22 protein-coding genes are annotated in these 21540 nt (G+C 70.8%); 15 read left to right on the top strand and 7 right to left on the bottom strand.

What is annotated here, in order from left to right; translation table 11 throughout:
* The first annotated feature begins 41 nt into the window (after positions 1–41).
* Genes basB through ACOZ32_RS01430 form a run of 7 tightly spaced genes read left to right on the top strand, consistent with a single transcriptional unit; the run spans position 42 to position 8824 of the window.
* Positions 42–1283: a chemotactic signal transduction system substrate-binding protein BasB gene (basB, locus tag ACOZ32_RS01460; protein ID WP_424334871.1), complete on the top strand. Its 1242-nt coding sequence runs from the start codon at positions 42–44 to the stop codon at positions 1281–1283.
* The gene (basT, locus tag ACOZ32_RS01455; RefSeq protein WP_424334870.1) at positions 1280–3697 is read left to right on the top strand and encodes a chemotaxis signal transducer protein BasT; all 2418 of its coding nucleotides are present in this window, start codon (positions 1280–1282) and stop codon (positions 3695–3697) included. Before basB ends, basT begins: the two co-directional genes overlap by 4 nt.
* 42 nt (positions 3698–3739) lie before the next feature.
* Entirely contained in the window at positions 3740–4684 is a 945-nt protein-coding gene (locus ACOZ32_RS01450; protein WP_205252096.1) for a ribose 1,5-bisphosphate isomerase, read from the top strand.
* 52 nt (positions 4685–4736) lie between these two features.
* Positions 4737–5561, top strand: a complete 825-nt coding sequence (locus tag ACOZ32_RS01445) for a DUF63 family protein (RefSeq protein ID WP_424335255.1) — start codon at positions 4737–4739, stop codon at positions 5559–5561.
* A gap of 24 nt (positions 5562–5585) precedes the next feature.
* Entirely contained in the window at positions 5586–6473 is an 888-nt protein-coding gene (locus ACOZ32_RS01440; RefSeq protein WP_235157637.1) for a carbohydrate kinase family protein, read from the top strand.
* Between the two features lie 48 nt (positions 6474–6521).
* Positions 6522–7298 (top strand): nucleoside phosphorylase, encoded by a 777-nt coding sequence (locus ACOZ32_RS01435; protein ID WP_205250986.1) that lies wholly within the window; start codon positions 6522–6524, stop codon positions 7296–7298.
* Positions 7299–7357: 59 nt separating this feature from the next.
* Positions 7358–8824, top strand: a complete 1467-nt coding sequence (locus ACOZ32_RS01430; RefSeq protein WP_205250985.1) for an HPP family protein — start codon at positions 7358–7360, stop codon at positions 8822–8824.
* A gap of 9 nt (positions 8825–8833) precedes the next feature.
* Here the strand turns inward: ACOZ32_RS01430 and ACOZ32_RS01425 are convergent, their stop codons facing one another.
* A complete protein-coding gene (locus tag ACOZ32_RS01425) occupies positions 8834–10000 on the bottom strand; it encodes an NAD-binding protein (RefSeq protein ID WP_235262872.1) in 1167 nt (388 codons plus the stop codon).
* Positions 10001–10096: 96 nt separating this feature from the next.
* Here ACOZ32_RS01425 and ACOZ32_RS01420 point away from each other — a divergent pair, with 96 nt between their 5' ends.
* Positions 10097–10372: a ubiquitin-like small modifier protein 1 gene (locus tag ACOZ32_RS01420; RefSeq protein WP_012289392.1), complete on the top strand. Its 276-nt coding sequence runs from the start codon at positions 10097–10099 to the stop codon at positions 10370–10372.
* Positions 10372–11103 carry a glycerophosphodiester phosphodiesterase gene (locus tag ACOZ32_RS01415; protein ID WP_205250983.1) on the top strand — a complete coding sequence of 244 codons (732 nt, stop codon included), beginning with the start codon at positions 10372–10374 and terminating at the stop codon, positions 11101–11103. The genes ACOZ32_RS01420 and ACOZ32_RS01415 overlap by 1 nt, the downstream gene beginning before the upstream one ends.
* Here the strand turns inward: ACOZ32_RS01415 and ACOZ32_RS01410 are convergent, their stop codons facing one another.
* Genes ACOZ32_RS01410 through ACOZ32_RS01400 form a run of 3 tightly spaced genes read right to left on the bottom strand, consistent with a single transcriptional unit; the run spans position 11104 to position 14008 of the window.
* Entirely contained in the window at positions 11104–12036 is a 933-nt protein-coding gene (locus ACOZ32_RS01410; protein WP_012289391.1) for a GNAT family N-acetyltransferase, read from the bottom strand.
* Positions 12033–13316: a Glu-tRNA(Gln) amidotransferase subunit GatD gene (gene gatD, locus ACOZ32_RS01405; protein ID WP_424334869.1), complete on the bottom strand. Its 1284-nt coding sequence runs from the start codon at positions 13314–13316 to the stop codon at positions 12033–12035. The genes ACOZ32_RS01410 and gatD overlap by 4 nt, the downstream gene beginning before the upstream one ends.
* Positions 13317–13351: 35 nt before the next feature.
* Positions 13352–14008: an ArsR family transcriptional regulator gene (locus ACOZ32_RS01400; protein ID WP_010903348.1), complete on the bottom strand. Its 657-nt coding sequence runs from the start codon at positions 14006–14008 to the stop codon at positions 13352–13354.
* A 112-nt stretch (positions 14009–14120) separates the two neighbouring features.
* Here ACOZ32_RS01400 and ACOZ32_RS01395 point away from each other — a divergent pair, with 112 nt between their 5' ends.
* Both ACOZ32_RS01395 and ACOZ32_RS01390 read left to right on the top strand, forming a co-directional pair.
* The gene (locus tag ACOZ32_RS01395) at positions 14121–14459 is read left to right on the top strand and encodes a DUF5802 family protein (RefSeq protein WP_424334868.1); all 339 of its coding nucleotides are present in this window, start codon (positions 14121–14123) and stop codon (positions 14457–14459) included.
* Between the two features lie 44 nt (positions 14460–14503).
* Complete coding sequence (locus tag ACOZ32_RS01390; protein ID WP_205252090.1) at positions 14504–15385, top strand: Vms1/Ankzf1 family peptidyl-tRNA hydrolase; 882 nt, start codon at positions 14504–14506, stop codon at positions 15383–15385.
* Positions 15386–15392: 7 nt separating this feature from the next.
* Here the strand turns inward: ACOZ32_RS01390 and ACOZ32_RS01385 are convergent, their stop codons facing one another.
* The gene (locus tag ACOZ32_RS01385) at positions 15393–15590 is read right to left on the bottom strand and encodes an HVO_0649 family zinc finger protein (RefSeq protein WP_049892519.1); all 198 of its coding nucleotides are present in this window, start codon (positions 15588–15590) and stop codon (positions 15393–15395) included.
* Positions 15591–15710: 120 nt separating this feature from the next.
* Here ACOZ32_RS01385 and ACOZ32_RS01380 point away from each other — a divergent pair, with 120 nt between their 5' ends.
* Both ACOZ32_RS01380 and ACOZ32_RS01375 read left to right on the top strand, forming a co-directional pair.
* Positions 15711–16724, top strand: a complete 1014-nt coding sequence (locus ACOZ32_RS01380; protein WP_424334867.1) for a DUF1611 domain-containing protein — start codon at positions 15711–15713, stop codon at positions 16722–16724.
* Complete coding sequence (locus ACOZ32_RS01375; protein WP_285271345.1) at positions 16721–17752, top strand: dipeptide epimerase; 1032 nt, start codon at positions 16721–16723, stop codon at positions 17750–17752. The genes ACOZ32_RS01380 and ACOZ32_RS01375 overlap by 4 nt, the downstream gene beginning before the upstream one ends.
* Positions 17753–17881: 129 nt before the next feature.
* Here ACOZ32_RS01375 and ACOZ32_RS01370 read toward each other — a convergent pair whose 3' ends face one another.
* A complete protein-coding gene (locus ACOZ32_RS01370) occupies positions 17882–18091 on the bottom strand; it encodes a cold-shock protein (protein ID WP_010903343.1) in 210 nt (69 codons plus the stop codon).
* Between the two features lie 208 nt (positions 18092–18299).
* Between ACOZ32_RS01370 and thrS the strand changes: the two genes are divergently transcribed.
* Entirely contained in the window at positions 18300–20222 is a 1923-nt protein-coding gene (thrS, locus tag ACOZ32_RS01365) for a threonine--tRNA ligase (RefSeq protein WP_424334866.1), read from the top strand.
* Between the two features lie 30 nt (positions 20223–20252).
* Here the strand turns inward: thrS and ACOZ32_RS01360 are convergent, their stop codons facing one another.
* A complete protein-coding gene (locus tag ACOZ32_RS01360) occupies positions 20253–20798 on the bottom strand; it encodes a redoxin domain-containing protein (RefSeq protein WP_205250977.1) in 546 nt (181 codons plus the stop codon).
* Positions 20799–20889: 91 nt separating this feature from the next.
* Here ACOZ32_RS01360 and ACOZ32_RS01355 point away from each other — a divergent pair, with 91 nt between their 5' ends.
* Positions 20890–21507: an alpha/beta hydrolase gene (locus tag ACOZ32_RS01355; RefSeq protein WP_285266071.1), complete on the top strand. Its 618-nt coding sequence runs from the start codon at positions 20890–20892 to the stop codon at positions 21505–21507.
* Positions 21508–21540 lie beyond the last annotated feature (33 nt).

Raw genomic sequence — 21540 nt, 5'->3', positions numbered from 1 at the left:
CCACCCGAAGGTTGAAATGCGACAGTTAGCAGTGATTGAGTATGCATAGCACGACCAGACGAGAGTGGTTGGGCGCGATCGGAGCCACCGCAGCCACCGGGCTCGCTGGCTGTGCCGGCGTCGGGGGGGCAGGCCAGCCCGTCACCGTCGGCTCGCTGCTCCCGCTGTCCGGCCCCGGCTCACTCGGTGCCCTCGCCGCCGACCACCAGCGCGCCATCGACACCGCCGTCGAGCACGCCAACCGCGGCGGCGGGATCAACGGCCGCGATGTCGTCCACGTCTCGAAAGACACCGAAGCTGACCCGTCGGTGGCGGCCGACCGGTACGCCACGCTCGCCGCCGACGAGTCCCCCCTGGCGATCGTCGGCCCCGTGCTCAGCGGCGTGACGACGGCGCTCACCGAGCAGGCCGCCGCGGACGCACAGCTCCTCGTCAGCCCCTCCACAACCGCGCCCGCGATCGCCACCGCGGGCCGCAGCGACGGCCAGAAGTTCGTCGCCCGCACCTGCCCCAACGACAGCCAGCAGGCCGCCGTCATGGCGAAGATCGTCGACGACGACATGTACGCCGCCGCCGACACGGCCACCATCCTCTACGTCGACAACGCGTTCGGGGCCGCGTTGGCCGACGTGCTCGCCGACCGCCTCGGGGCCGACCTGCTGGCGTCGGTCCCCTATCAGGGTGGGACCGACACCCCGGGCGGGCCGGTCGACGACGCGCTCGCGCCCGACCCGGACGCCGTCGCGTTCATCGGCTCGCCCGGCTCCTCGAGCGGCGTCATCGACGAGCTGGTCGGCCGCGAATACGGCGGCGAAATCGCGCTCAGCTCCGCGCTCGCGTCGGCGTCCTCGCCGCCCAGCTGGAACGGCGCCTACATCGCGACCGTCAACAGCGTCAACACCGTCGGTACCAAGCGCCTCCGGCGCGCCCTCAGCGACGCCACCCCGCTGCAGCCGTACACCGAGAACGCCTACGACGCGGCCGCGCTCGCGTTGCTCGCGGCGTCCTACAGCGGCGACCCGACTCCGCGCGCCGTCGCCGGCGCGCTCCAGTCCGTCTCCGGCGGCGTCGGTCACTCGATCACCGTCGGCGACTTCGGGCGCGCGACCGACCTCATCGACGCCGGCCGCGAACTCAACTACAACGGGGCCACCGGGAACGTCGACCTCACCGCCGCCCTCGAACCGGTCACCGGCTACCTCATCCAACAGCTCACTGACGCCGGTATCGAGACCCGCGAGCTGCTGAAATCCGGATACTTCACGGACGGTGGTGACGCGTGAGCGACATCGACCGCGGACTCTTCGAGCGCGTGCTCCCCGCGCGCATCCGGGGCAGCTACGCGGCGAAGTTCAACGTGTTGTTGCTCGTGGTGGTGATCATCGTGGCGGCCGCCGGCGGCTACATCCACCTCCAAACCCAGTCGACAGTCGGCGAGAACACCGAGCGCCGCGTGTCGGGTATCGCCGAACAGCAGGCCGCAACGCTGCACGACTGGCTCACACAGAAAGAATCGACCACGACGTTCCTGGCCTCGGACATCGGGGGTGATGCGGTCCGGACGAGCGACGTCAAACCACAGCTCGAACGCCAGCTCGCAACCCTCCAACAGGACGTGCGCGCCATCCACGTGGTGTCCACGAGCCAGGACACCGTGGTCGCGAGCACCGACGACGCGCGCTCCGGGACGACACTCCAGGCCGGCGACGCGCCGTGGCTGTCCACCATCGAGGACGGCACCACCGACGTGTCCGTCTCCGACCCCTACGAGGTCGACGACTCCCCCGTGGTCGCCATGACTGCGCCCACGGACAAACCCGGCTGGGTGCTCGTGATGACCGTGTCGCTGGCCCAACACTCCCAGTCGTTCAACTCCCCGATCGCCACCGGCGACGTGAAAGTCGTCAACGGCGACGGCGTCATCACGCTCGACAACCGGAACCGCGCGCTGCTGGAACAGTACACTGACACCGCGGGCAACGTTCCGGCTGCGGTTGCGACCGCGCGCAGCGGTCAGACCGTCTACAACACCGAACCCGAACGCACCGGCATGGACGACGGCCGGTACGCCACCGCGTACACGCCGGTCGCCGGCACCGACTGGGTGTTGACCTACCACGTCCCCCGCGGGCAGGCGTACGCGCTCCAGTCGGAGGTCACGCAGAACCTCGCCGGCCTCGTCGTGGTGGCACTCGTGGGCCTGCTGCTGGTCGGGCTGACTGTCGGGCGGCGCACGTCCAGCGCCCTCGACGAGCTGGCGGGCGTCGCGGCCGCCATCGCCGACGGCGACCTCGACACCACGATCCCCGACACCGACCGCACCGACGAGCTCGGACAGCTCGTCGGGGCGTTCGGGGAGATGCAGACGTATCTCACCACGGCCGCCAGCCAGGCCGACGCGCTCGCCGACCAGAACTTCGACGCGGACGTGCTCGACGAAGACCTCCCCGGGGCGTTCGGCGCGTCACTCTCACAGATGCACACGCGCCTGGAGGCGCTCATTACGGACCTCGATGAGGCCCGCGAGGACGCCGAGCAGACGCGCAAAGACGCCGAAGAGGCGCGTGCAGCCTCGGAGCGGTTGAACGAGCGCCTGGAGCGTCGCGCCGCCGAGTACAGCGACGAGATGGCGGCCGCGGCGGCCGGTGATCTGACCAGACGCCTCGACGAGGACGTCGACAGCGAGCCGATGCAGGACATCGCCGAGGCGTTCAACGACATGATGGGCGACGTGGAAGCCACGCTGGCACAGGTGCGGTCGATCGCCGACGCGGTCGACGCCGCCAGCACCGACGTGTCCACGAGCGCCGCGGAGATCCGCAGCGCCAGCGACCAGGTCAGCGAATCCGTCCAGGACATCTCCGCGGACGCCGACCAGCAACGCGACCGCCTCGGCACGGTCGGCGACGAGGTCACGTCGCTGTCCGCGACCGTCGAGGAGATCGCGGCCAGCGCCGACGACGTCGCCGAGACGGTCAACCAGGCCGCCACCGAGAGCGAGCGCGGCCAGGAGCTCGGCGAGGACGCCGTCGCCGAACTCGAACGCATCGAGGCGACCGCCGACAGCGCCGTCGAGCGCGTGACCGCCCTGGAGGCGGCCGTCGACGCCATCGGCGACGTGACCGGCGTCATCACGGACATCGCCGAGCAGACGAACATGCTGGCGTTGAACGCCAACATCGAGGCCGCCCGCGCCGACAAGAGCGGCGACGGCTTCGCGGTGGTCGCCGACGAGGTCAAGGACCTCGCCGATGAGGTCAAAGAATCGGCCACGGAGATCGAGACGCTGGTCGACGACGTGCAGGCCGACGTCGCGGACACGGTCGCGGACATGTCCGAACTCGGCGACCGCGTCGACGCCGGCAGCGAGACCATCGAGGCGGCGCTGGCGGCGCTCGACGACATCGGCGACCAGGTCGAGGCCGCAAACGGCAGCGTGCAGTCGATCAGCGACGCCACCGACGAGCAGGCGGCCTCCACCGAGGAGGTCGTCACGATGATCGACGAGGTCACGGACCTCAGCGACCGCACCGCCACCGAGTCCCAGCAGGTGTCGGCGGCCGCCGAGGAACAGGCGGCGTCGGTCTCGGAGGTCGCCGGGCGCGCCGACGACCTCGACGACCAGGTGTCAACGCTCAACGACCTGCTCGACCAGTTCGACGCGCGCGCGGCGTCGGCCGACACCGACGAGAACTGACGCGTCGCCGAACCCTTTTCTTCGTGGGCGCGTAGCCCGAGTATGGTCACCGAGGACGTGCGGGCGACCGCCGACGACATCGCCGACATGGAGATCCGGGGCGCGGCAACCATCGCGCGGGCGGCCGCCGACGCGCTCGAATCCCAGGCCACCGACAGCGACGCCGACTCGCCCGCCGCGTTCCGCGCGGAGCTTCGGGCGGCGGCCCGCCACCTCCGGGACACCCGCCCGACGGCGGTGAGCCTCCCGAACGCCCTCCGGTACGTGCTCGGCAACACCGACGGGGAGACGGTGGCCGCGCTGCGGGCGTCGGTCACCGACGCCGCCGACGCCTTCCGCCAGCAACTCGACCGCGCCCAGGACGACCTGGGCGCGATCGGCGCCAACCGGCTGCGGGACGGCGACACCGTGATGACCCACTGCCACTCCACGGACGCCCTGGCGTGCGTGAAAGCCGCCCTCGACGACGGCAAACACATCGAAGCCGTGGTCAAGGAGACCCGCCCCCGCAAGCAGGGCCACATCACCGCCGACCAGCTCCGCGAATGGGGGGTGCCGGTGACGCTGATCGTCGACAACGCGGGGCGTCGCTACCTCGACGCCGTCGATCACGTGCTCGTGGGCGCGGACTCCATCGCCGCCGACGGCTCGGTCATCAACAAGATCGGCACCAGCATGCTCGCCGTGGTCGCCCGCGAGCGCGGCGTGCCCGTGATGGTGGCGGCCCAAACGCTGAAACTGCATCCGGACACCCTCACCGGCAACACCGTCGAGATCGAGATGCGCGACGAAACCGAGGTGCTGGCCGCCGCCGACCGCCACCAACTCGGCGCGCCCGCCGTCGAGAACCCCGCGTTCGACGTGACGCCCCCGCGGTACGTCGACGCCATCGTCACCGAGCGCGGGCAGTTCCCCCCCGAGAGCATCGTCACCCTGATGCGGGAGCTGTACGGTGACGGCACCACCGAACCGTGGGCCGAGGACTGACCCGAAAGGCAACACTTTCACCGCGAGCGTGACGCCACCCCGTATGGACACCATCGCCGTGCTCCCTTCGGGGTTCGCGCTCCCGCCGCTGCCACACCTCCTCGCCGTCGCGGCGCTGGCGGCCGCCGTGCTCGTGGGGCTGCGACGCGACCCGCCCACCGTCGACGGACGGGCCGTGCTCGCGCTCGCGCCCTGGATGGTCGCCGGATCGAGCCTCTACGCCTGCCACCAACTCGGGCTGTATCCGTCGGCCGTCGCCCCCGTCTTCGGGTCGCCCATCGTCTACGCGACCACCGCCGCCGCCGCCGGCGCGACGTGGCTGGCCGTCCGCCGGTTCGGCGCGCGGCCGCAAGCGCTGCTCGCTGGCGTCGGCGCTGTCGCCGCCGCCGTTCCGATCACCGCCGCGCTCGCGCGTGGCTGGACCGCCGGCACGCTCACGCTCGCGTGGCCGTTGGGCGCGGTCGGCGCGGCGCTGGTGCTCACCGCCGGCAGCTGGCGGCTCCTGGCCCGCATCCGCCCCACTGACACGCGCGCGGTCGGCGCGGCCGGCGTGCTCGCGGTCTTCGGGCACGCCCTCGACGCGACCTCGACGGCCGTCGGCGTCGACGCCCTGGGGTACGGCGAACAAACCCCGCTGTCGACCGCCATCATCGAGCTCGCGCGGGCGCTGCCGACCGCGCCCGTCGTCGGCGGCGGCTGGCTGTTCGTGGTCGTGAAACTGGCGTTGGCGGCCGGCGTCGTCGTTCTGCTCGCGGAGTCGGTCCGCGACCGCCCCCAGGAGGGCACCGCGATCCTCGGGCTCGTGGCCGCGGTCGGGCTCGGTCCCGGCGTGCACAACGTGGTGTTGTTCATCGCCGCCAACCCCACAGGCTTTTAGCCGCCGCGGCCGCTGGCCGCTGGTATGAGCCGCGTCGTCGCCGCCGGCCACGTCAACTGGGATGTCACGCTCCGCGTGGATGCGCTCCCCGAACCCGACGGGGAAGCCGAGATCGTCTCCCAGCGGCGCTCGGGCGGTGGCAGCGCCGCCAACGTCGCGTGCGCGCTCGCCGGCTTCGACATCGACGCGGGCCTCGTCGGGAGCGTCGGCGACGACGAACACGGCCTGCTCGCGCAGCGCGAACTCCAGGCCGCCGGCGTCGACCTCGCCGGCCTGCGCGTCGTCGACGGCCTCGAAACGAGCGTCAAATACCTCCTGGTGGACAGCCGTGGGGAGGTCATGGTGCTCGGCAACGACGGCGCAAACGAGGCCGTCGCGCCCGGTGACCTCGACCCCGCGGTGGTCGGCGCGGACTGCGAGCACGTCCACCTCACGAGCCAGCGCCCCGCCACCGCCGCCCGCCTCACGGCCCTCGCCCGGGAGCACGACGCCACCGTCTCCTTCGATCCGGGGCGTCGGCTCCGCGACCGCGACTACGGCGACGCGCTCGCCCGCACCGACATCCTGTTCGTCAACGACAACGAAGCCGGCGCCGTTCTCGACGACGACGGCGGCCCGACCGCCCCCGACAGCGACCGCGTCGTCGTCGTCAAACACGGCTCCGACGGCGCGACCGTCCACACCCCCAGCGGGTCGGTCACCCACCCCGGGTTCGCGGTCGACCCCGTGGACACGACCGGCGCAGGCGACGCGTTCGCCGCCGGGTTCGTCGCCGTGGTGCTTGACGGCGGCGACCACGAGCGCGCCCTGGAGTTCGGCAACGCCTGCGGCGCGCTCGCCGCCCAACACGAGGGCGCGCGCACCGCGCCGACGCGCGCCGACGCCGCGTCGTTTCTCGACAGCCAGTTCTGACCGCCACCGGATCCACGGCTTTTTCTCGCCACCAACACAACCCCGCGTATGGCCAAACAGCCCCACCTGCTCGTCGAGGACGGCGACGTCACTGATATCGCGTTGCTCCCCGGGGACCCGGGGCGTGTCGACCGCATCGCCAGCCACTGCGACGACAGCGAGGTCGTCGCGGAGAACCGCGAGTACAAGGTCGTCAACGCCACCTACGAGGGGGTTTCGCTCACGATCTGCTCGACCGGGATCGGCTGCCCGAGCGCCGCCATCGCGATCGAGGAGCTCGCGAAAGTCGGCGTCCAGACGGTCATCCGTGTGGGCACCATCGGCGGCCTCCAGGCCGGCGTCGAGGTCGGTGACATGATCGTCGCCAACGGCGCCGCCAAAGCCGAAGGCACGAGCAAGCGCTACGAGTCCGCGACGTACCCCGCGGTCCCGGCGTACAGCGTGCTCGCGGAGCTCGTCGACGCCGCCGAAGCCACCGAGGGTGTCGGCGACCACGAGCAGTCCGCAGCCGCCGACGGTCCCGCCGGGGCGACGGTCCACGTCGGCCCCATCGTCAGCGACGACGCCTTCTACAACGAGAGCGACGACTACGTCGCCGACTGGGAGGCCGCGAACCTGCTGGGCATCGAGATGGAGGCCGCGACCGTGTTCTCGCTGGCGCGGCGGCGCGGCCTCGCCGCGGGCGCGATCTGCACCGTCGACGGCAACCTGGTCGCGGGCACTCAGAAGGGCGCCGACAGCGACGACGAACTCCCCGAGAAGGCACAGAACAACGTCTCGCGGGCGATCGATATCGCCCTCGACGCGGTCGTCGCCCTGTCGTAGCTCGCGGGCGTGCGGGAGCGAAACACACAAACAGTCACCGACCGGACTGCTGTGGTGTTGTGCTCCCGGAGGTCCGCCGTCGACTCGCCGCCGCGCGCCGCCGTGTTGCGCGCATCGAGCGGCGCGAACTCCGCCAGCTCCGGCGCTGGCTGGAAACCACGAGCAACCTCCTGCACGCGTCGGTGCTGTTGTTCGTGCCCCTGCTCGTCGGGCTGGTAACGCTGTTGTCGAACACCATCGGCGCGGTGTCGTTTCTGTTGTTCCCGCCGCTGGCGTCGGGCACGTACACGCTGTTCTCGGACCCCGACGGCCAGTACGCCGACCCCGTCACGTTCGTGGCTGGCATGACCGTCGGCGCGCTCTGTGGGTGGGGTGCGGTCACGGTCGTCGCCACGGCCGTCTACGACGTGGCCCCCTCCGCGGTCGGCGTCGACGCCGGGGCGGCGGCGCTCGCCGTGCTCGCCACCGGCGGCGCGACGTGGCTGCTGGGCCTGGAGCTCCCGACGGCGTTCTCGACGGCGCTGCTCGCGCTGTTCACTGGGAACGCCGGCGTCGCGTACGTGGCCGGTGTCGCGCTGTCGTCGTCGCTGGTCGCCGTGGTGTTCGTGGTCTGGCGCAGACAGGTCTACGAGGAGCGCGCCCGCTACCTCTACCACACCACGGCGGCCGACGACCACGTCGTCGTCCCGATGCGCGGGCCTCGGGCTTCGAAGGCGGCGATGCTGGGCGCGCGCCTGGCGGCCGCCCACGACGCCGGCAAAGTGGTGTTGCTCGACATCGTCGACGACGCGGACGTGGCGGCCGCGCGGCGCAACTGCATCCGGACCGCACCCGACGACGACGCGCGCGTCGAGAACGCCGCCTCGCCCGCCGAGCAGGACGCCGCCGAAACCGCCGCCCAGCGCCTCGAAACCCAGGCCTCGCGGGTCGAAACGGCGGTCGGCGTGCAGTGTGAGGTCGTGGTCGCGGTCGCCGACAACGACCCCGCCAAGACCGTGCTGGCAACCGCCGACGAGGCCAACTGCGATCTGGTCGTGACGCCGCTCGCCGCCGGCGACGACGCGGGCGACTTCGACGGCGGGCTGTCGCCGTTCGTCACGACGCTGTTCGGATCGTCCGTCGACGTGGTGGCGCTGCAGGCCGGCGACGACACCACCAACTGGAAGCGCATCATGGTGCCCGTGCGGTCGGCGTCCGACGTCGCACACGCGATGCTGGATTACGCCGCGCGCCTCGCCGGCCACGACGGCACGGTCAGCGCGTGCTCGTGTGTCGAGTCCGAGCGCGACCGCCGCCGGGCGGAGTCGTCGCTCGCCAGCCTCACTGACGTCGTCGACACGAGCTGCGAAACCCGGGTTTCGCGGTCGTCCGTGGAGTCGTTCATCGAACGCAACGACAGCCACTACGATCTGGTGTTGCTCGGCGCCAGCACCGACCGGTCGGCCGCCTCGAAGTTCTTCTCGCGGCCCACCTACGAGCGCGTCGCGGACCTCGACACCGACGTCGCGCTCGTCCACATGGGGTGACCCGGCCGGCTACGGGTCGGCGGCGTCCCCGACCACGTCGTGGGCCTTGCGCTCGGCGTCGTGGTCGCCCAGCGCGGATTGCGCGATCAGCCGGCCGCCGATGACCGCCGGGCTGATCACGGTGTCGGCGCCCGCGCGCCGGAGTTTCGCCTCGTTCTCCTGGTCGCTGGCGGCCGCGACCACCGCCACATCCGGGTGGGATTCCCGCACGGTCAACACCACGAGTGCGTCCTCGCCGTCGTCGTTGGTCGCCGCGACGACGGCGCGAGCGCGGTCGACGCCCGCCCGCGTCAGCGCCTCGTCGTCGGCCGGCTCCGCCACGAGCACGTGCAGGTCGCGCTCCCGCAGCGCGGTCACGCTCCGGTCGTCGCTGGTCACCACGACGTACTCGCCGGGGCCGCGGTCGAGCTCTGTCAGAATCGGTTCCGTGAGATCGCCGTACCCCGCAACGACCACGTGATCGTTGAGGGCGTCGAGGTCGCGTTGTGTCATGCGTCCAAGGACGTTCGCGAGGCGCGCTTCCAGGGCCGGCCCGATCAGGGTCGTGAGCGCAACCGCGAAGCTCGCAGCGCCGCTCACGAGCACGGACAGCGAGAACAGCCGCGCGGCCTGCGTGGTGGGTGTGATGTCGCCGTACCCGACTGTGGTGGCGGTGACCAGCGTGTAGTAGAACGCGTCGAGCACCGTCGACACCGCCCGGAAGCCGTCGTCGCCGCGGAGCGCGTACGTGCCGACGGTGCCGTACGCCAGCACCCCGATGAGTCCGGTTCCGACGGCGAGCTGGCTCGTGGACCGCGGCGTGCGACCCGTGAACCGGCCGGCGGTGACGCCGACGACGGGAAGCGACCCCACCGACACCACCACCAGTGGCACCGAGTACGGCGTCGCCTGCAACAGCCCCTGGGCGGCGGTGACCGGCAGCAGAACCACCGTCGAGTACCACGCCGCCCGGAGCCCGCGCCGCAGCCCGACCGCGCTCACCACCAACAGGAACCCAGTGAGCGCGCCCGTGAACCCGGCGGCCTGGCTGACCCACGCCGGCACGTACTCCGCCACCGGCCCGAACCCCGTGCCGGGGTCGATGATGCCGACGACGCCGGTGGCGACGGACAACACCGCGACCACCAGGGTCAACGCCACCGCGAGCCGCCCGGGCACGCGCTCGGCGCCGTCCATACGGCTACGCCGACGCCCCACGTAATAAGCGCGGCGACGCCGCCGGGCTGTGGCGACCCCGCAGCACATATGCCGGGCGGCCGACGACGTAGTGGTATGGAGTGGCAGCTGTTCGCCGACCTCTCGGAGGTGGCGGGCGACGACACCGTGACCGTCGCCGTGCCCACCGACGACCCCACCGTACAGGACGCCCTCGACGCGCTGGTGGCCGACTACCCGGCGCTCGGCGACCGCGTGCTCGCCGCCGACGGCAGCCTCGCAGCACACGTCAACGTGCTCGTCAACGGCGTCACCGTCGACGCCGACGACCTCGACACCGCGATCGCTGCCGGCGACGAACTGGCGATGTTCCCGCCGGTCAGTGGGGGCTGATGCGCCTGCTCGCACACCGCGGGTTCGCCGGCGTCGCACCCGAGAACACGCTCGCCGCGGTTCGCGGGGCCGTCGACCGCGCGGACGGCATCGAGGTCGACGTCCAACCCGCCCGCGACGGCACGCCGGTCGTCTTCCACGACCACCGCCTCGACGACGCCGACGGTGCCCGCGGGATCACCGACGCCACCGGGGCCGTGTGGGACGCCACCCCGGACGCGCTGGCCGACGCCGACGTGCTCGGGTCCGGGGCGGGCGTGCCGACGCTCGCCGCCGTCGCCGACGCCGTCACCGGCGACACCACGCTGCACGTCGAACTCAAATCCCCCGGGTGTGTGACCACGCCCGGAACCGACGGCCCCCCGCAGTCGCGCTGGCAGCCGTTCGTCGACAGCGTGGCCGCCGCGGTCGCCGACACGCCCGTGGTGTTCTCGTCGTTTTTCGACGGCGCACTCGCCGCGGCCCGGGACGCCGCCCCCGGCGTTCCGCGCGCGGCGCTGTGCGTCGACGGCCAGCGCGGGCTGGCTCGCGCCGCCGCGACCGACTGTGCGGCGCTGCACCCGCCCGTCGACCGCATCGAGGACACCTCGCTCGTGGCGCGCGCACACGACGCCGGCCTGACGGTGAACGCTTGGACCGTCGACACCTGGCTGGACGCCACGCGCTGCCGGCGGGCCGGTGTGGACGGCGTGCTCGCTGACTACCCCGGAGTGGTGGCCACCACGTGGTGACTACGCCCGGTAGTCGCTCGTGAGGTCGGCGGCCAGCACGAAATCCGGCGTGTCGCCGATGTCCGTGCGCGTCACCGCCACGTCGCTGACCATGCCCACGTCCTCGGGGAGCAACACCCGGGTGCGATCCGCGTCGACGCGCGCGGCGTCGCGCGCGACCGCCGCCAGGATGTCCCGGCAGGCCTCGGCGTCAGTCCAGCCGGCGACGCCGTACTCCGCCCACGTCTCGGTGACGCCGTCGGCGTTCTCCCGGTCGTAGGTCCGCGCCCGGAAGGTGAACCCCTCCGTGCCGGCGGCGTCGTCTTGCACCACCAGGAGGGCGTCGCGCTCGCTGCTGGCCGCCGCCAGCCGGTCGCGCGTGAGCTCCGCCAGCGCCCACGACTCGTCGGTGTGCAGCGCCAGCCCCTGGAGGCGGTCGCGGGCGCGACTCGACTGCCAGAACCGCCAGGCCGCGTTGACGTCACCGGTCACGGCCCGGCTCGGGGTCGCCGTGGCGTCCGGCGTGGGGTGCACCCACCGGAACTCGGTCGCCGGCGCGAACCCGGACGCCCGCGAGTGCCCCAGCCCCATCACGTTCCAGGAGAACACCATGTTCCGGGCGACGGTCACGCCCTGTTCGCGCGCCCAGTCGAAGCCCGCGTGCACGAGCTGCAGGCCGACCCCCGACCCCCGGTACTCGGGGTTCGTGCGCATCCCCTGTGCCCAGGCCTCGTGGGCCGACAGCTGCACGAACTGCACGATGCCCGCGATGTCGTCGCCGGCGTCCGCGACGAACGTGCGCTGGCGGGGGCCGTCGGTGGCCACCCACTCCTCGAAGATCTGGGGGATGTAGTCGCCGTTGTCGCGGCGCTCGGCCCACGTGTCGCTGGTGAACGCCGTGACGGCCTCGTGGTCGGACAGCCTCGCCTGCCGGACGGTCAACTCCCCGCTCATGCCGTCCATGGGCGGGACTGCGTGGTGAGCGCGCCAGCGACCGACTCCTGCATCGCCGCCTCGGGGTCGTCGGCGTTCGCCAGTGCCCACATCAGCTTCACTTTCGCCGTCCCCGGCAGGGTGTCGCCGGCCTCCACGACGCCCGCCGCGAGCAGATCCCGGCCCGTGTCGTAGACGCGGTCACACACCCGCCCTTCGAGACACTGGCTGGTCATGACGACCGTCGTGCTGTCATCCACCAGCGACCCGATGGTGTCCGTGAGATCGCTGTGGACGTGGCCCAGGCCGGTGCCCTCGATGACCACGCCGGCGCTGCCCTCGCAGGCCGCCAGCAGCGACTCGTTCATCCCGGGCGTGAACTTCACCAGATCCACCGCCGGCTCCAGCGCCGACGCGACGTCCAGGGTGGCGTCGCCGCGGGCGGCGTGTGCGCCCTCGACGGTGACCCCGCGGGCGTCCGCGGTCGCGGCCTCGCTGGCGGCGTCGTAGTCGACGTACCCCAGCGGGGTCGCACCCACCGTCTCGAAGGCGTCCCGGCGGCTGGTGTGGGTCTTGCGCACGCGGGTGCCGCGGTGGAGCGCACACCGGTCGTCGCTCTCGGTGGCGTGCATGCAGACCATGACCTCGGCGACGTCGCTTTTCGCGGCTTCGACGGCGCAGACGGCGTTCATCACGTTGTCCGAGGACGGCCGGTCGGCGGACCGCTGGCTGCCCGTGAACACCACCGGGACCGGCGTCTCAAGCATGAACGAGAGCGCGCTCGCGGAGAACTGCATGGTGTCGGTGCCATGCATCACGACCACGCCGTCCGCGCCCGCTTCGATCTCCTCGCGGACGGCCGCCGCGAGGTCCTGCCAGATCGAGGGCTCCATGTTCTCCGAGAGGATGTTCGCGACGACGCGGCCCCGGTAGTTGGCGCGGCCCGCGAGGTCCGGCACCGCCCGCAACACGTCCTCGGCGTCGAACTGTGCGGTGACCGCGCCGGTCCGGTAGTCGACCGTCGACGCGATCGTGCCGCCCGTCGAGATGAGCGCAATCGTCGGCAGGTCGTCGTCGAACTCGACGGTCGATCCCGCCGCGTCCTCGCCGGTGTCGCCGTCGACGGTGACGGCGTCGGCGTCCAGGACATCGATGTCCGCGTCGGCGGTGTCGACGCCCACGTTGTACCCCGAGTCGAGTTTCACGACGAGATGGTCGTCCGACGGTGACGGCACCAACACGCCCTCGTGGCTGGCGTCACCGTGCGTGACGCGCACGCGATCCCCTGGGTCTGCTGTCATACGCCGCAGTACCGCACCACCGGAGGAAAAGGTTGCTACTCCGCGATCGCGTACTCGCCGTCGGCGCGCTCCACGACCAACCCCCGGTCGGCCAGCGTCTGCAGGACGCCGTCGATCAGTGGGACGGGTGCTTCCAGCGCCTCCGCGACGTCGCGAGCGGTCCGCGAGTCGTCGGCGAGCGCCGCCAGCACGTCGGCGTAGAGGCGGTCCGGGCCGTCACCGATCGCGTCGCCGAGCGCCGCCTGCACGTCGGCCAGCTGGCCCTGCACCCAGCGTTGGGCCATCGACAGCTCGCGTTCGAGCTCGTTCAGCTCCTTGAGCTTCGCGGCGAGCTCGTTGACCTCCGCGTTCGAGTCCCGCTCCTCGATGCGCACCGAGACGTACTGGCACCGCGCCAGATCGAGGTCCGTGCTTGCGGGGTATGCCGACTTCGCGCCGTACCCGAACGGCGACAGCTGCACCTCCAGGCGGAGGTTCTCGGCGATGTGGAAGTACTTGCGGCGTTGGTCGTCAACCCGGGACTCGACGAGGCCAGCGTCGTCGAGCTGCTGGAGGTGGTCGATGACGGCTTTCGGGCTGACGCCGATGTACTCGGAGATCTCCGTGACGTAGCAGGGCTTGCGTGCGAGCAACTGGAGGATGCGTCGGCGGTTCTCGTTGCCGAGCAGATCCAGCAATGCCCCTGAGTCCATACAGTTCCTGGTTGATCGCCGGCGCTGAAAAGGGTGTCTGCTTGGCTGAACCAGCAATTTGTGCCGGGTTGGGCGATGCACTTATCCGTGAGTGTGACAAACATACACATGCATGTTCGAGGCGTTCTCAAGCGGCTACTACCTCGGACGGTTGTACGTCGAACCCGCGGACACCGGCCGGGCCGCCATCAACCGGTCGCACCACCAGCGGGTCAACGAACAGCTGTACACCACCGCGGCCGGCGTCTCCCGGACCGACCTCCCGCTCGTGATGAAACTCGGGGACGCCCACCTCGCGGTCGACGGCCAGGCGGACGTCCCACAGCAGACGCTTGCAGTGCCCGCCGATTGCCTCGACGACCTGAACGTCGACAACCCGCCGACGCTCTCGGAGGTCCTGCTCGCGAAACGCGACCACGCCGCCCGCCTGCTCGACATCGGCGCCGTCTGACACGCGGCGCAACGCCTATACTCGCAGCCCCCCGCGATCACTCCATGCTCGACGACCTCCTCGGGCGCACCGAACTCAAGGCCCGGATCGACGACCTCGAAGCCGAGGCCGACTCCCTCCAGCAGCAACTGGACGCCGAGGCCGACCGCCGCAGCGAGGCGGCCCGCAAGCGCCAGGCGGCAGAGCGCCGCGCCAACGAACTGGAAACGAAAATCGAGGAACTCCAGGACCGACTCGACCGCACGGACTCCGGCGACGCCGCCCCCGAGTTCCGCGACCGCATCGCCCTCACCGGCCGCCGCCGCGACCGCGTCCTCGCCCTCCTGGAGAGCCTCGACGCCGGCCCGGAGGGCGTGCTCACGGCGTACGTCGCCGACGACCCGCCGGCGCGGCTCCGGGACGCCCTCGGAGACCGCGCGCCCCTGGTCGCGCGCGCAGCGCCCTGCCTCGTCGTGCACGACCGCGACGGCATCGTCTCCACGGCGCTCCGCCCGCCGAACCCACCCGAGCCGTTCTGCGAGTGGGGCCAGACGGCGCGCATCGAACGCGACTGGCTCGCGCCCACCGGCCGGTACGCGTTGGCCGTGGTGCGCGCGGACCTGTTCGCGGTCGGCGTCTACCGTGACGGCGACCGCCGCTCCTTCGACGGGTTCACCAGCAACGTGAAAAGCGACCACTCGAAAGGCGGGTTCTCCCAGGCGCGCTTCGAGCGACTGCGCGACGAACAGATCCAGGCCCACCTCGAAGAATGCCAGCGCGCGCTCGCGGACATCGACGCCGATCGGCTGTTCGTCGTGGGCCAAGACACGCTGCTGGACGCGTTCGACGCCGCCGCGACCGCCGCCGTCGACGCCACCGGCGACCCCGCCGACGCGCTGGCCGACGCCCACACTGACTTCTGGACGCTCCCGTTGTCGCTGCTGTAGCGGCGTCTCAGAGCCGATAGGTCACGTCGTGACTGCGCCCGCAGCACGGACACACGCGCCGGTACCGGATGTGGCTCCCGTCGGTCACGGACTCCCAGCACCCCGCCTCGTCCTCGTAGCCACAGCCCGAACACGTCACGTCGACGCGTTCGAGGCGGCTGCGCATCCGATCGAGCGCGGTTGTCCCTCGCTGTGTCGCTGCCATACGTGTCAGTACACCACCCACGATCAAATACGCTGTGGCGTGTTCACAAGGGTAACGTCTGTGGCGTCAACGAATCACCCCAGCAGTAAACTTACCACACCCCAGTGCCACCCACGTGGCATGCGCGTCGCCTTGCTCGCTCACGGCCAGTTCCCCGACCGCGCGAAAACCGCGGTCGGCGTGCTCCGGTACGCCGACTACGACGTGGCCGCCGTGCTCGACCGCGACACCGCGGGCACCCAGGTCGCCGACCACATTACTGGCACACAGGACGCCCCCATCGTCGCCTCGATGGCGGCCGTCGACGCCGCCGTCGACGCGCTCATCATCGGGATCGCGCCCATCGGCGGCGGCTTCGATCCGTCCTGGCGGCCCGACGTCCGGGCCGCCCTCGAACGCGGGGCCGACGTCTCCGCCGGCCTCCACACCTTCCTCGCTGACGACGACGAGTTCGCCAGCCTCGCAGCCGAGCACGGCTGCGAACTCCGTGACGTCCGCCGCCCACCGGACGACCTCGGGGTCGCCGACGGAACCGCACGCGATGTCGACGCCACGGTCGTCACCACCGTCGGCACCGACTGCTCGGTCGGAAAGATGACCGCCACCCGGGAACTCTACGCCGCCGCCCGCGATGTGGGCCTCGACGCGGGGTTCGTCGCCACCGGCCAGACCGGCATCCTCATCGAGGGCGACGGCGTGCCCGTCGACCGCGTGGTCGCCGACTTCGCCGCCGGTGCCGTCGAAGACGCGGTGACCGCCGCCGCCGCCAACCACGACTACGTCTTCGTCGAAGGACAGGCCAGCATCGTCCACCCCGCGTACTCGGGCGTGACCACGAGCGTCCTCCACGGCTCCGCCCCCGACCACCTCGTGCTCTGCCACGAGGCCGGCCGCGGGTCGATCCACGGCTACGACACCACGCTCCCGCCGATCGAATCGTTCCCGGCGCGCTACGAGCGACTCGCCGCCCCGGTCAGCGACAGCGACGTGGCCGGCGGCATGCTGAACACTCGCCACATCGACGCCGACGCCGACGCCCACGACGCGGTCGCCGACTACGCCACCGCCATCGACGCGCCCGCCACCGACCCCGTGCGGTTCGGCCCCGATACCGTCCTGGAGGCGATCCGATGAACACCGACTTCGAACGCCGCCAGTTCCCCCTCGAACACCCGTTCACCATCGCCCGCGGCACCCAAGACACCGCCACCGTTGTGACCGTGTCCGTCAGCGACGACGACGGCACCACCGGCGTCGGCGCGGCCGCACCGTCGGCGCACTACGGCGAAACCGCGGCCACCGTCGACGCCGTGCTCCCGGACCTGCTCGCGGTCGTCGAACGTGTCGACGCCCCCGAGCACCTCGCCCGCATCGAGGCGGGGCTGCGCGACGTTGTCAGCGGCAATCCGGCCGCCAGAGCCGCCGTCTCCATCGCCTGCCACGATCTCGTGGCGAAACGCGCCGACTGCCCGCTGTACCAGTACTGGGGATTGGACCCGGCGAACACCGTCGAAGCCTCCTACACCATCGGCATCGACGACGCCGAGACGATGCGGGAGAACACCCGCGCGGCCGTCGACGCGGGGTTCGGCACGCTGAAGGTGAAACTCGGGACGCCCCGCGACGAACAGCGGCTGTCAGCGGTCCGGGAGGCCGCGCCGGACGCGACGATCCGCGTGGACGCCAACGAAGCATGGACACCCCGCGAGGCCGTCCGGAACATCGAACGGCTGGCCGACTACGGCGTCGAATTCGTCGAACAGCCCGTGCCGGCCGACCACCCGGCGGGCCTGCAGTTCGTCCACGAGCGCGCCGCGCTCCCCATCGCCGCCGACGAGTCCTGCATGGTCGCCAGCGACATCCCACAGCTCGCCGATAAGTGTGACATCGTGACCCTCAAACTGATGAAGACCGGCGGGCTCCGTGCGGCCATGCGGCTGATCCACACCGCCACCGCCCACGGCCTGGACGTGATGTGTGGCTGCATGATCGAATCGAACGCCAGCATCGCCGCGGCCGCCCACCTCGCGCCGCTGCTCGACTACGCGGACCTCGATGGGTCGCTGTTGCTGGCCGACGACGACTTCGACGGCGTCCCGATGCCAGCCGGCCACATCGACCTCGCCGCTGTCGACGGCCCCGGCACTGGCGCACGAGAATAACCAGCCGTCCGCGAAGCCACCGGCTGTGGGGTGGGTGATTGCTGCTCCGAAATCGAACGCCACGACGCCGGAGCGTAAGAGTAGTGATAGTGAAGCGTCAGCCGTCGTCAGATACGACGGGCGGCGGCGTTACTCGTTGCGAACGAGGTTCGTCGCGCGCGGACCCTTCGGGGATGATTCAATGTCGAACTCGACTTCCTGACCTTCCTCCAGGTCCGGACCGCCGACGTCTTCCATGTGGAAGAATACGTCCTCGTCGTCATCGACGTCGTCTGCGTCAGTCGAAATGAAACCGTAGCCGCCCGTGTCGTTGAAGAAGTCAACCTTACCGGATGCCATTGCAATCAACCGTTGGGCCGACTACGGGATAACACTTCCGAGAGTCACGGTAGCATGGATCGCAGCATCGGCTGTGCAGTGCCTCCACCCCGCTCGGGCGCAGCGGCCGACTGTGACACCCGCGCGGCGACCGCTCCGCGCGTGTGGGGCGGCATGTTCACACCGTCACAACAAGCTTATGAATGTCTCCGAGCGAAGCAGTGATATCATGAGTTCGGTCACTGTGACGCTGCCGGACGGCTCCACGCTTGAGGTGGCGTCCGGCGCGACGGTCGAGGATGTAGCGCACGAAATCGGGCCTGGCCTCGGCCGTGACACAGTTGCGGGCAAGATCGATCACGAGTTGGTGGCCAAAGAGGAGCCGATCTCCGAGGACTGCGAGATCGAGATCGTCACCGACCAGAGCGACGAGTATCTCGACGTGCTCCGGCACACCGCCGCGCACGTGCTTGCGCAGGCGATCCGCCGACACCACCCCGACGCGAAACTCACCATCGGCCCCTACACCGACGAGGGGTTCTACTACGACATCGCGAACGTCGAGTTGGACGCCGACGACCTCGACGAGATCCAGGCCGAGGCCGCGTCCATCATCGCCGACGACCTCGACGTCGAGCGCGTCGAATACGACCGCGCGGACGCCCGCGAGCACTACGCGGACAACGAGTTCAAACGCGAGATCCTGGACGCGGAGGCGGCCGGCGACGGGCCGGTGAGCTTCTACACGCAGGGCGACTTCGAGGACCTCTGCAAGGGCCCACACGTCGACTCGACGGGCGAGATCGGCGGCTTCGAGGTGCTTGAGACGTCTGCCGCCTACTGGCGGGGCGACGAGGAGCGCGAGACGCTGACGCGCGTGTACGGCACGGCGTTCCCCACCGAGAGCGACCTCCAGGAGTATCTGGCGCGCCGCGAGGAGGCCAAAGAACGCGACCACCGCAAGCTCGGCCGCGAGATGGACTTGTTCTCCATCCCGGACGTTACGGGGCCGGGGCTGCCCCTCTATCATCCCAACGGCAAGACGGTGCTGCGGGAGCTCTCGGAGTACGTTCGGGGCCTGAACAGCGAGATGGGCTACGACGAGGTCGAAACCCCACACCTGTTCCGCACGGAACTCTGGAAGCAGTCCGGCCACTACGACAACTACGTCGACGACATGTTCCTCCTCGACGTCAACGACGAGGAGTACGGCCTGAAGCCGATGAACTGTCCGGGCCACGCCACCATCTTCAACGAGGGGTCGTGGAGCTACCGCGACCTCCCGGTGCGGTACTTCGAGGACGGCAAAGTCTACCGCAAGGAGCAGCGCGGGGAGCTCTCCGGGCTCAGCCGGGTGTGGGCGTTCACCATCGACGACGGACACGTGTTCGCGCGCGCCGACCAGATCGAGGCGGAAGTCCGGCGGCTCATGGACACCATCACGGAGGTCCTGGACACCTTCGACCTCGACTACGAGGTTGCGCTCGCCACCCGCCCGGAGAAGTCCGTCGGCAGCGACGACATCTGGGAGCAGTCCGAGCGCCAACTCCGGGAGGTGCTCGACCAGCAGGGCGTCGACTACGACGTCGAACCCGGTGACGGTGCCTTCTACGGGCCGAAAATCGACTTCGGCTTCGAGGACGCGCTCGGCCGCTCGTGGGACGGCCCCACGGTCCAACTGGACTTCAACATGCCCGACCGCTTCGAGCTTGAGTACACCGGCTCCGACAACGACGCCCACCAGCCGGTGATGATCCATCGCGCCCTCTACGGCAGCTACGAGCGGTTCTTCATGGTGCTCATCGAGCACTACAACGGCCGGTTCCCCACCTGGCTTGCGCCCGAGCAGGTCCGCATCCTCCCGGTCACGGATGACAACCTCGGGTACGCACACCGCGTGAAAAACGAGCTCGGCGACTACCGCGTCGAGGTCGAAGACCGCGACTGGACGGTCGGCAAGAAGATCCAGCAGGCCCACGACGACAACGTCCCGTACATGCTCGTCGTCGGTGACGACGAGGAGGACGCCGACGCCGTTTCGGTGCGGGACCGCCATGAGCGCGAGGGCAAAGGCGTCGACCTCGCGGCGTTCCGTGCCCACCTCGACAGCGAGGTCGACGGCAAGCGCACCGAACCCGACTTCCTCGACTGACAGCCCCCCGTCGGCGGCGCTCCGTTCGGCTCAGCCGTCGGTGGTGCCGTCGTCGTGGGCGTCCGAGATGGTTCGCGGAGCGACGCCCGCGGTGTCCGGCTGGAGGTCGTCGATGGCGGCTTTCACTGCCCCGAAATCCGGGCTCTCTGAGAGGTCACTGCTGGCCCAGGCGTACCGGATCACGCGGTCGGCATCGATGAGAAACACGGCACGCTCGGGGACGCGGTCGTGGTCTTCGGCCGACGCCTGGAGCACGCCGAAGGCGTCCGCGATCGCGCCCGCGTGATCGCTGAGCAGCGGGAACGTGAGCGCGTACTCGTCGGCGAACGCCTCGTGTGCGTACGTACTGTCCGGCGAAATCCCCCAGACGGCAAGCCCGGGCGTGCAGTCGAACCAGCGCGCGTTCTGGATCGCACACAGCTCCGTTGCACAGACCGGGCTGAAGTCGAACGGGTAGAAGAACAGCACCACCGCCCGGTTGTCCGCGAGCGCGTCCGTGAGTCCCAACCGCGTCTGTGTGCCGTCCGATACGCCCGGCAGCTCGAACGCGGGGGCGCGTGCACCCTCACAGCGCATACTCGGTGTATCTGTGTCATTGCTGATAACGCTACCGGCGCGGCCGGGAGACAGCCGTGGCGCTAACCGTTCGGAGCCCCAACCCCGCTGCATGCATCAGGAGACCGTGCTTGTGCCGGGCGCTCGGGACGTGGAAGCGACCCTCGACGAGCCGGCGGACGGCGACGCGACGGCCTGCGTCGTGGCGTGCCCGCCCCACCCACAGCACCGCGGGCATCGCGGCGACGACCGGCTGCAGGCGGTGGCGGCGGCGCTCGTCGAGGACGGTCTGGCGTGTCTGCGCTTCGATTACGGCGACTGGGACGGCGGCATGGGCGAACGCGAGGACGCCCGCAACGCCATCCGGTGGGCCGGCGAGCGCTACGCCCACACCGCCGTGTTCGGGTTCAGCTTCGGCGGCAGTATCGCTGCGCTCGCCGCCGCGACCACTGACCACGACCTGTGGGCGGCGTCGCTGCTCGCGCCCACCGCCGAGCTCGCGGCGGGGTTGGACGCCGCGGCCGCGCTCACGGACGTGCCCGCGCCCGTCCAGGTCGCGTACGCCACCCGCGACACCACCGCCGACTGGGAGCCCGTCGTCGAGGCTGCCCGCAGCGACCCCGAGACGACGGTCGCCGAACTCGACGCCGACCACTTCTTCGTCGGCAAGCACGGAACGGTGGCCGCGACGGTCGGCGAGTTCTTGATCGGGCATCGCCGGGGTCGATAGCGCCCCGCCCTACGTCCGGCGCAATCCGGGAAC

The organism is Halobacterium sp. MBLA0001 (assembly GCF_049705385.1).
GTDB classification, from domain to species: Archaea; Halobacteriota; Halobacteria; order Halobacteriales; family Halobacteriaceae; genus Halobacterium; species Halobacterium salinarum.
The sequence above is the reverse complement of the archived record's forward strand: the minus strand, read 5'-3'. Positions and strand labels throughout refer to the sequence as shown.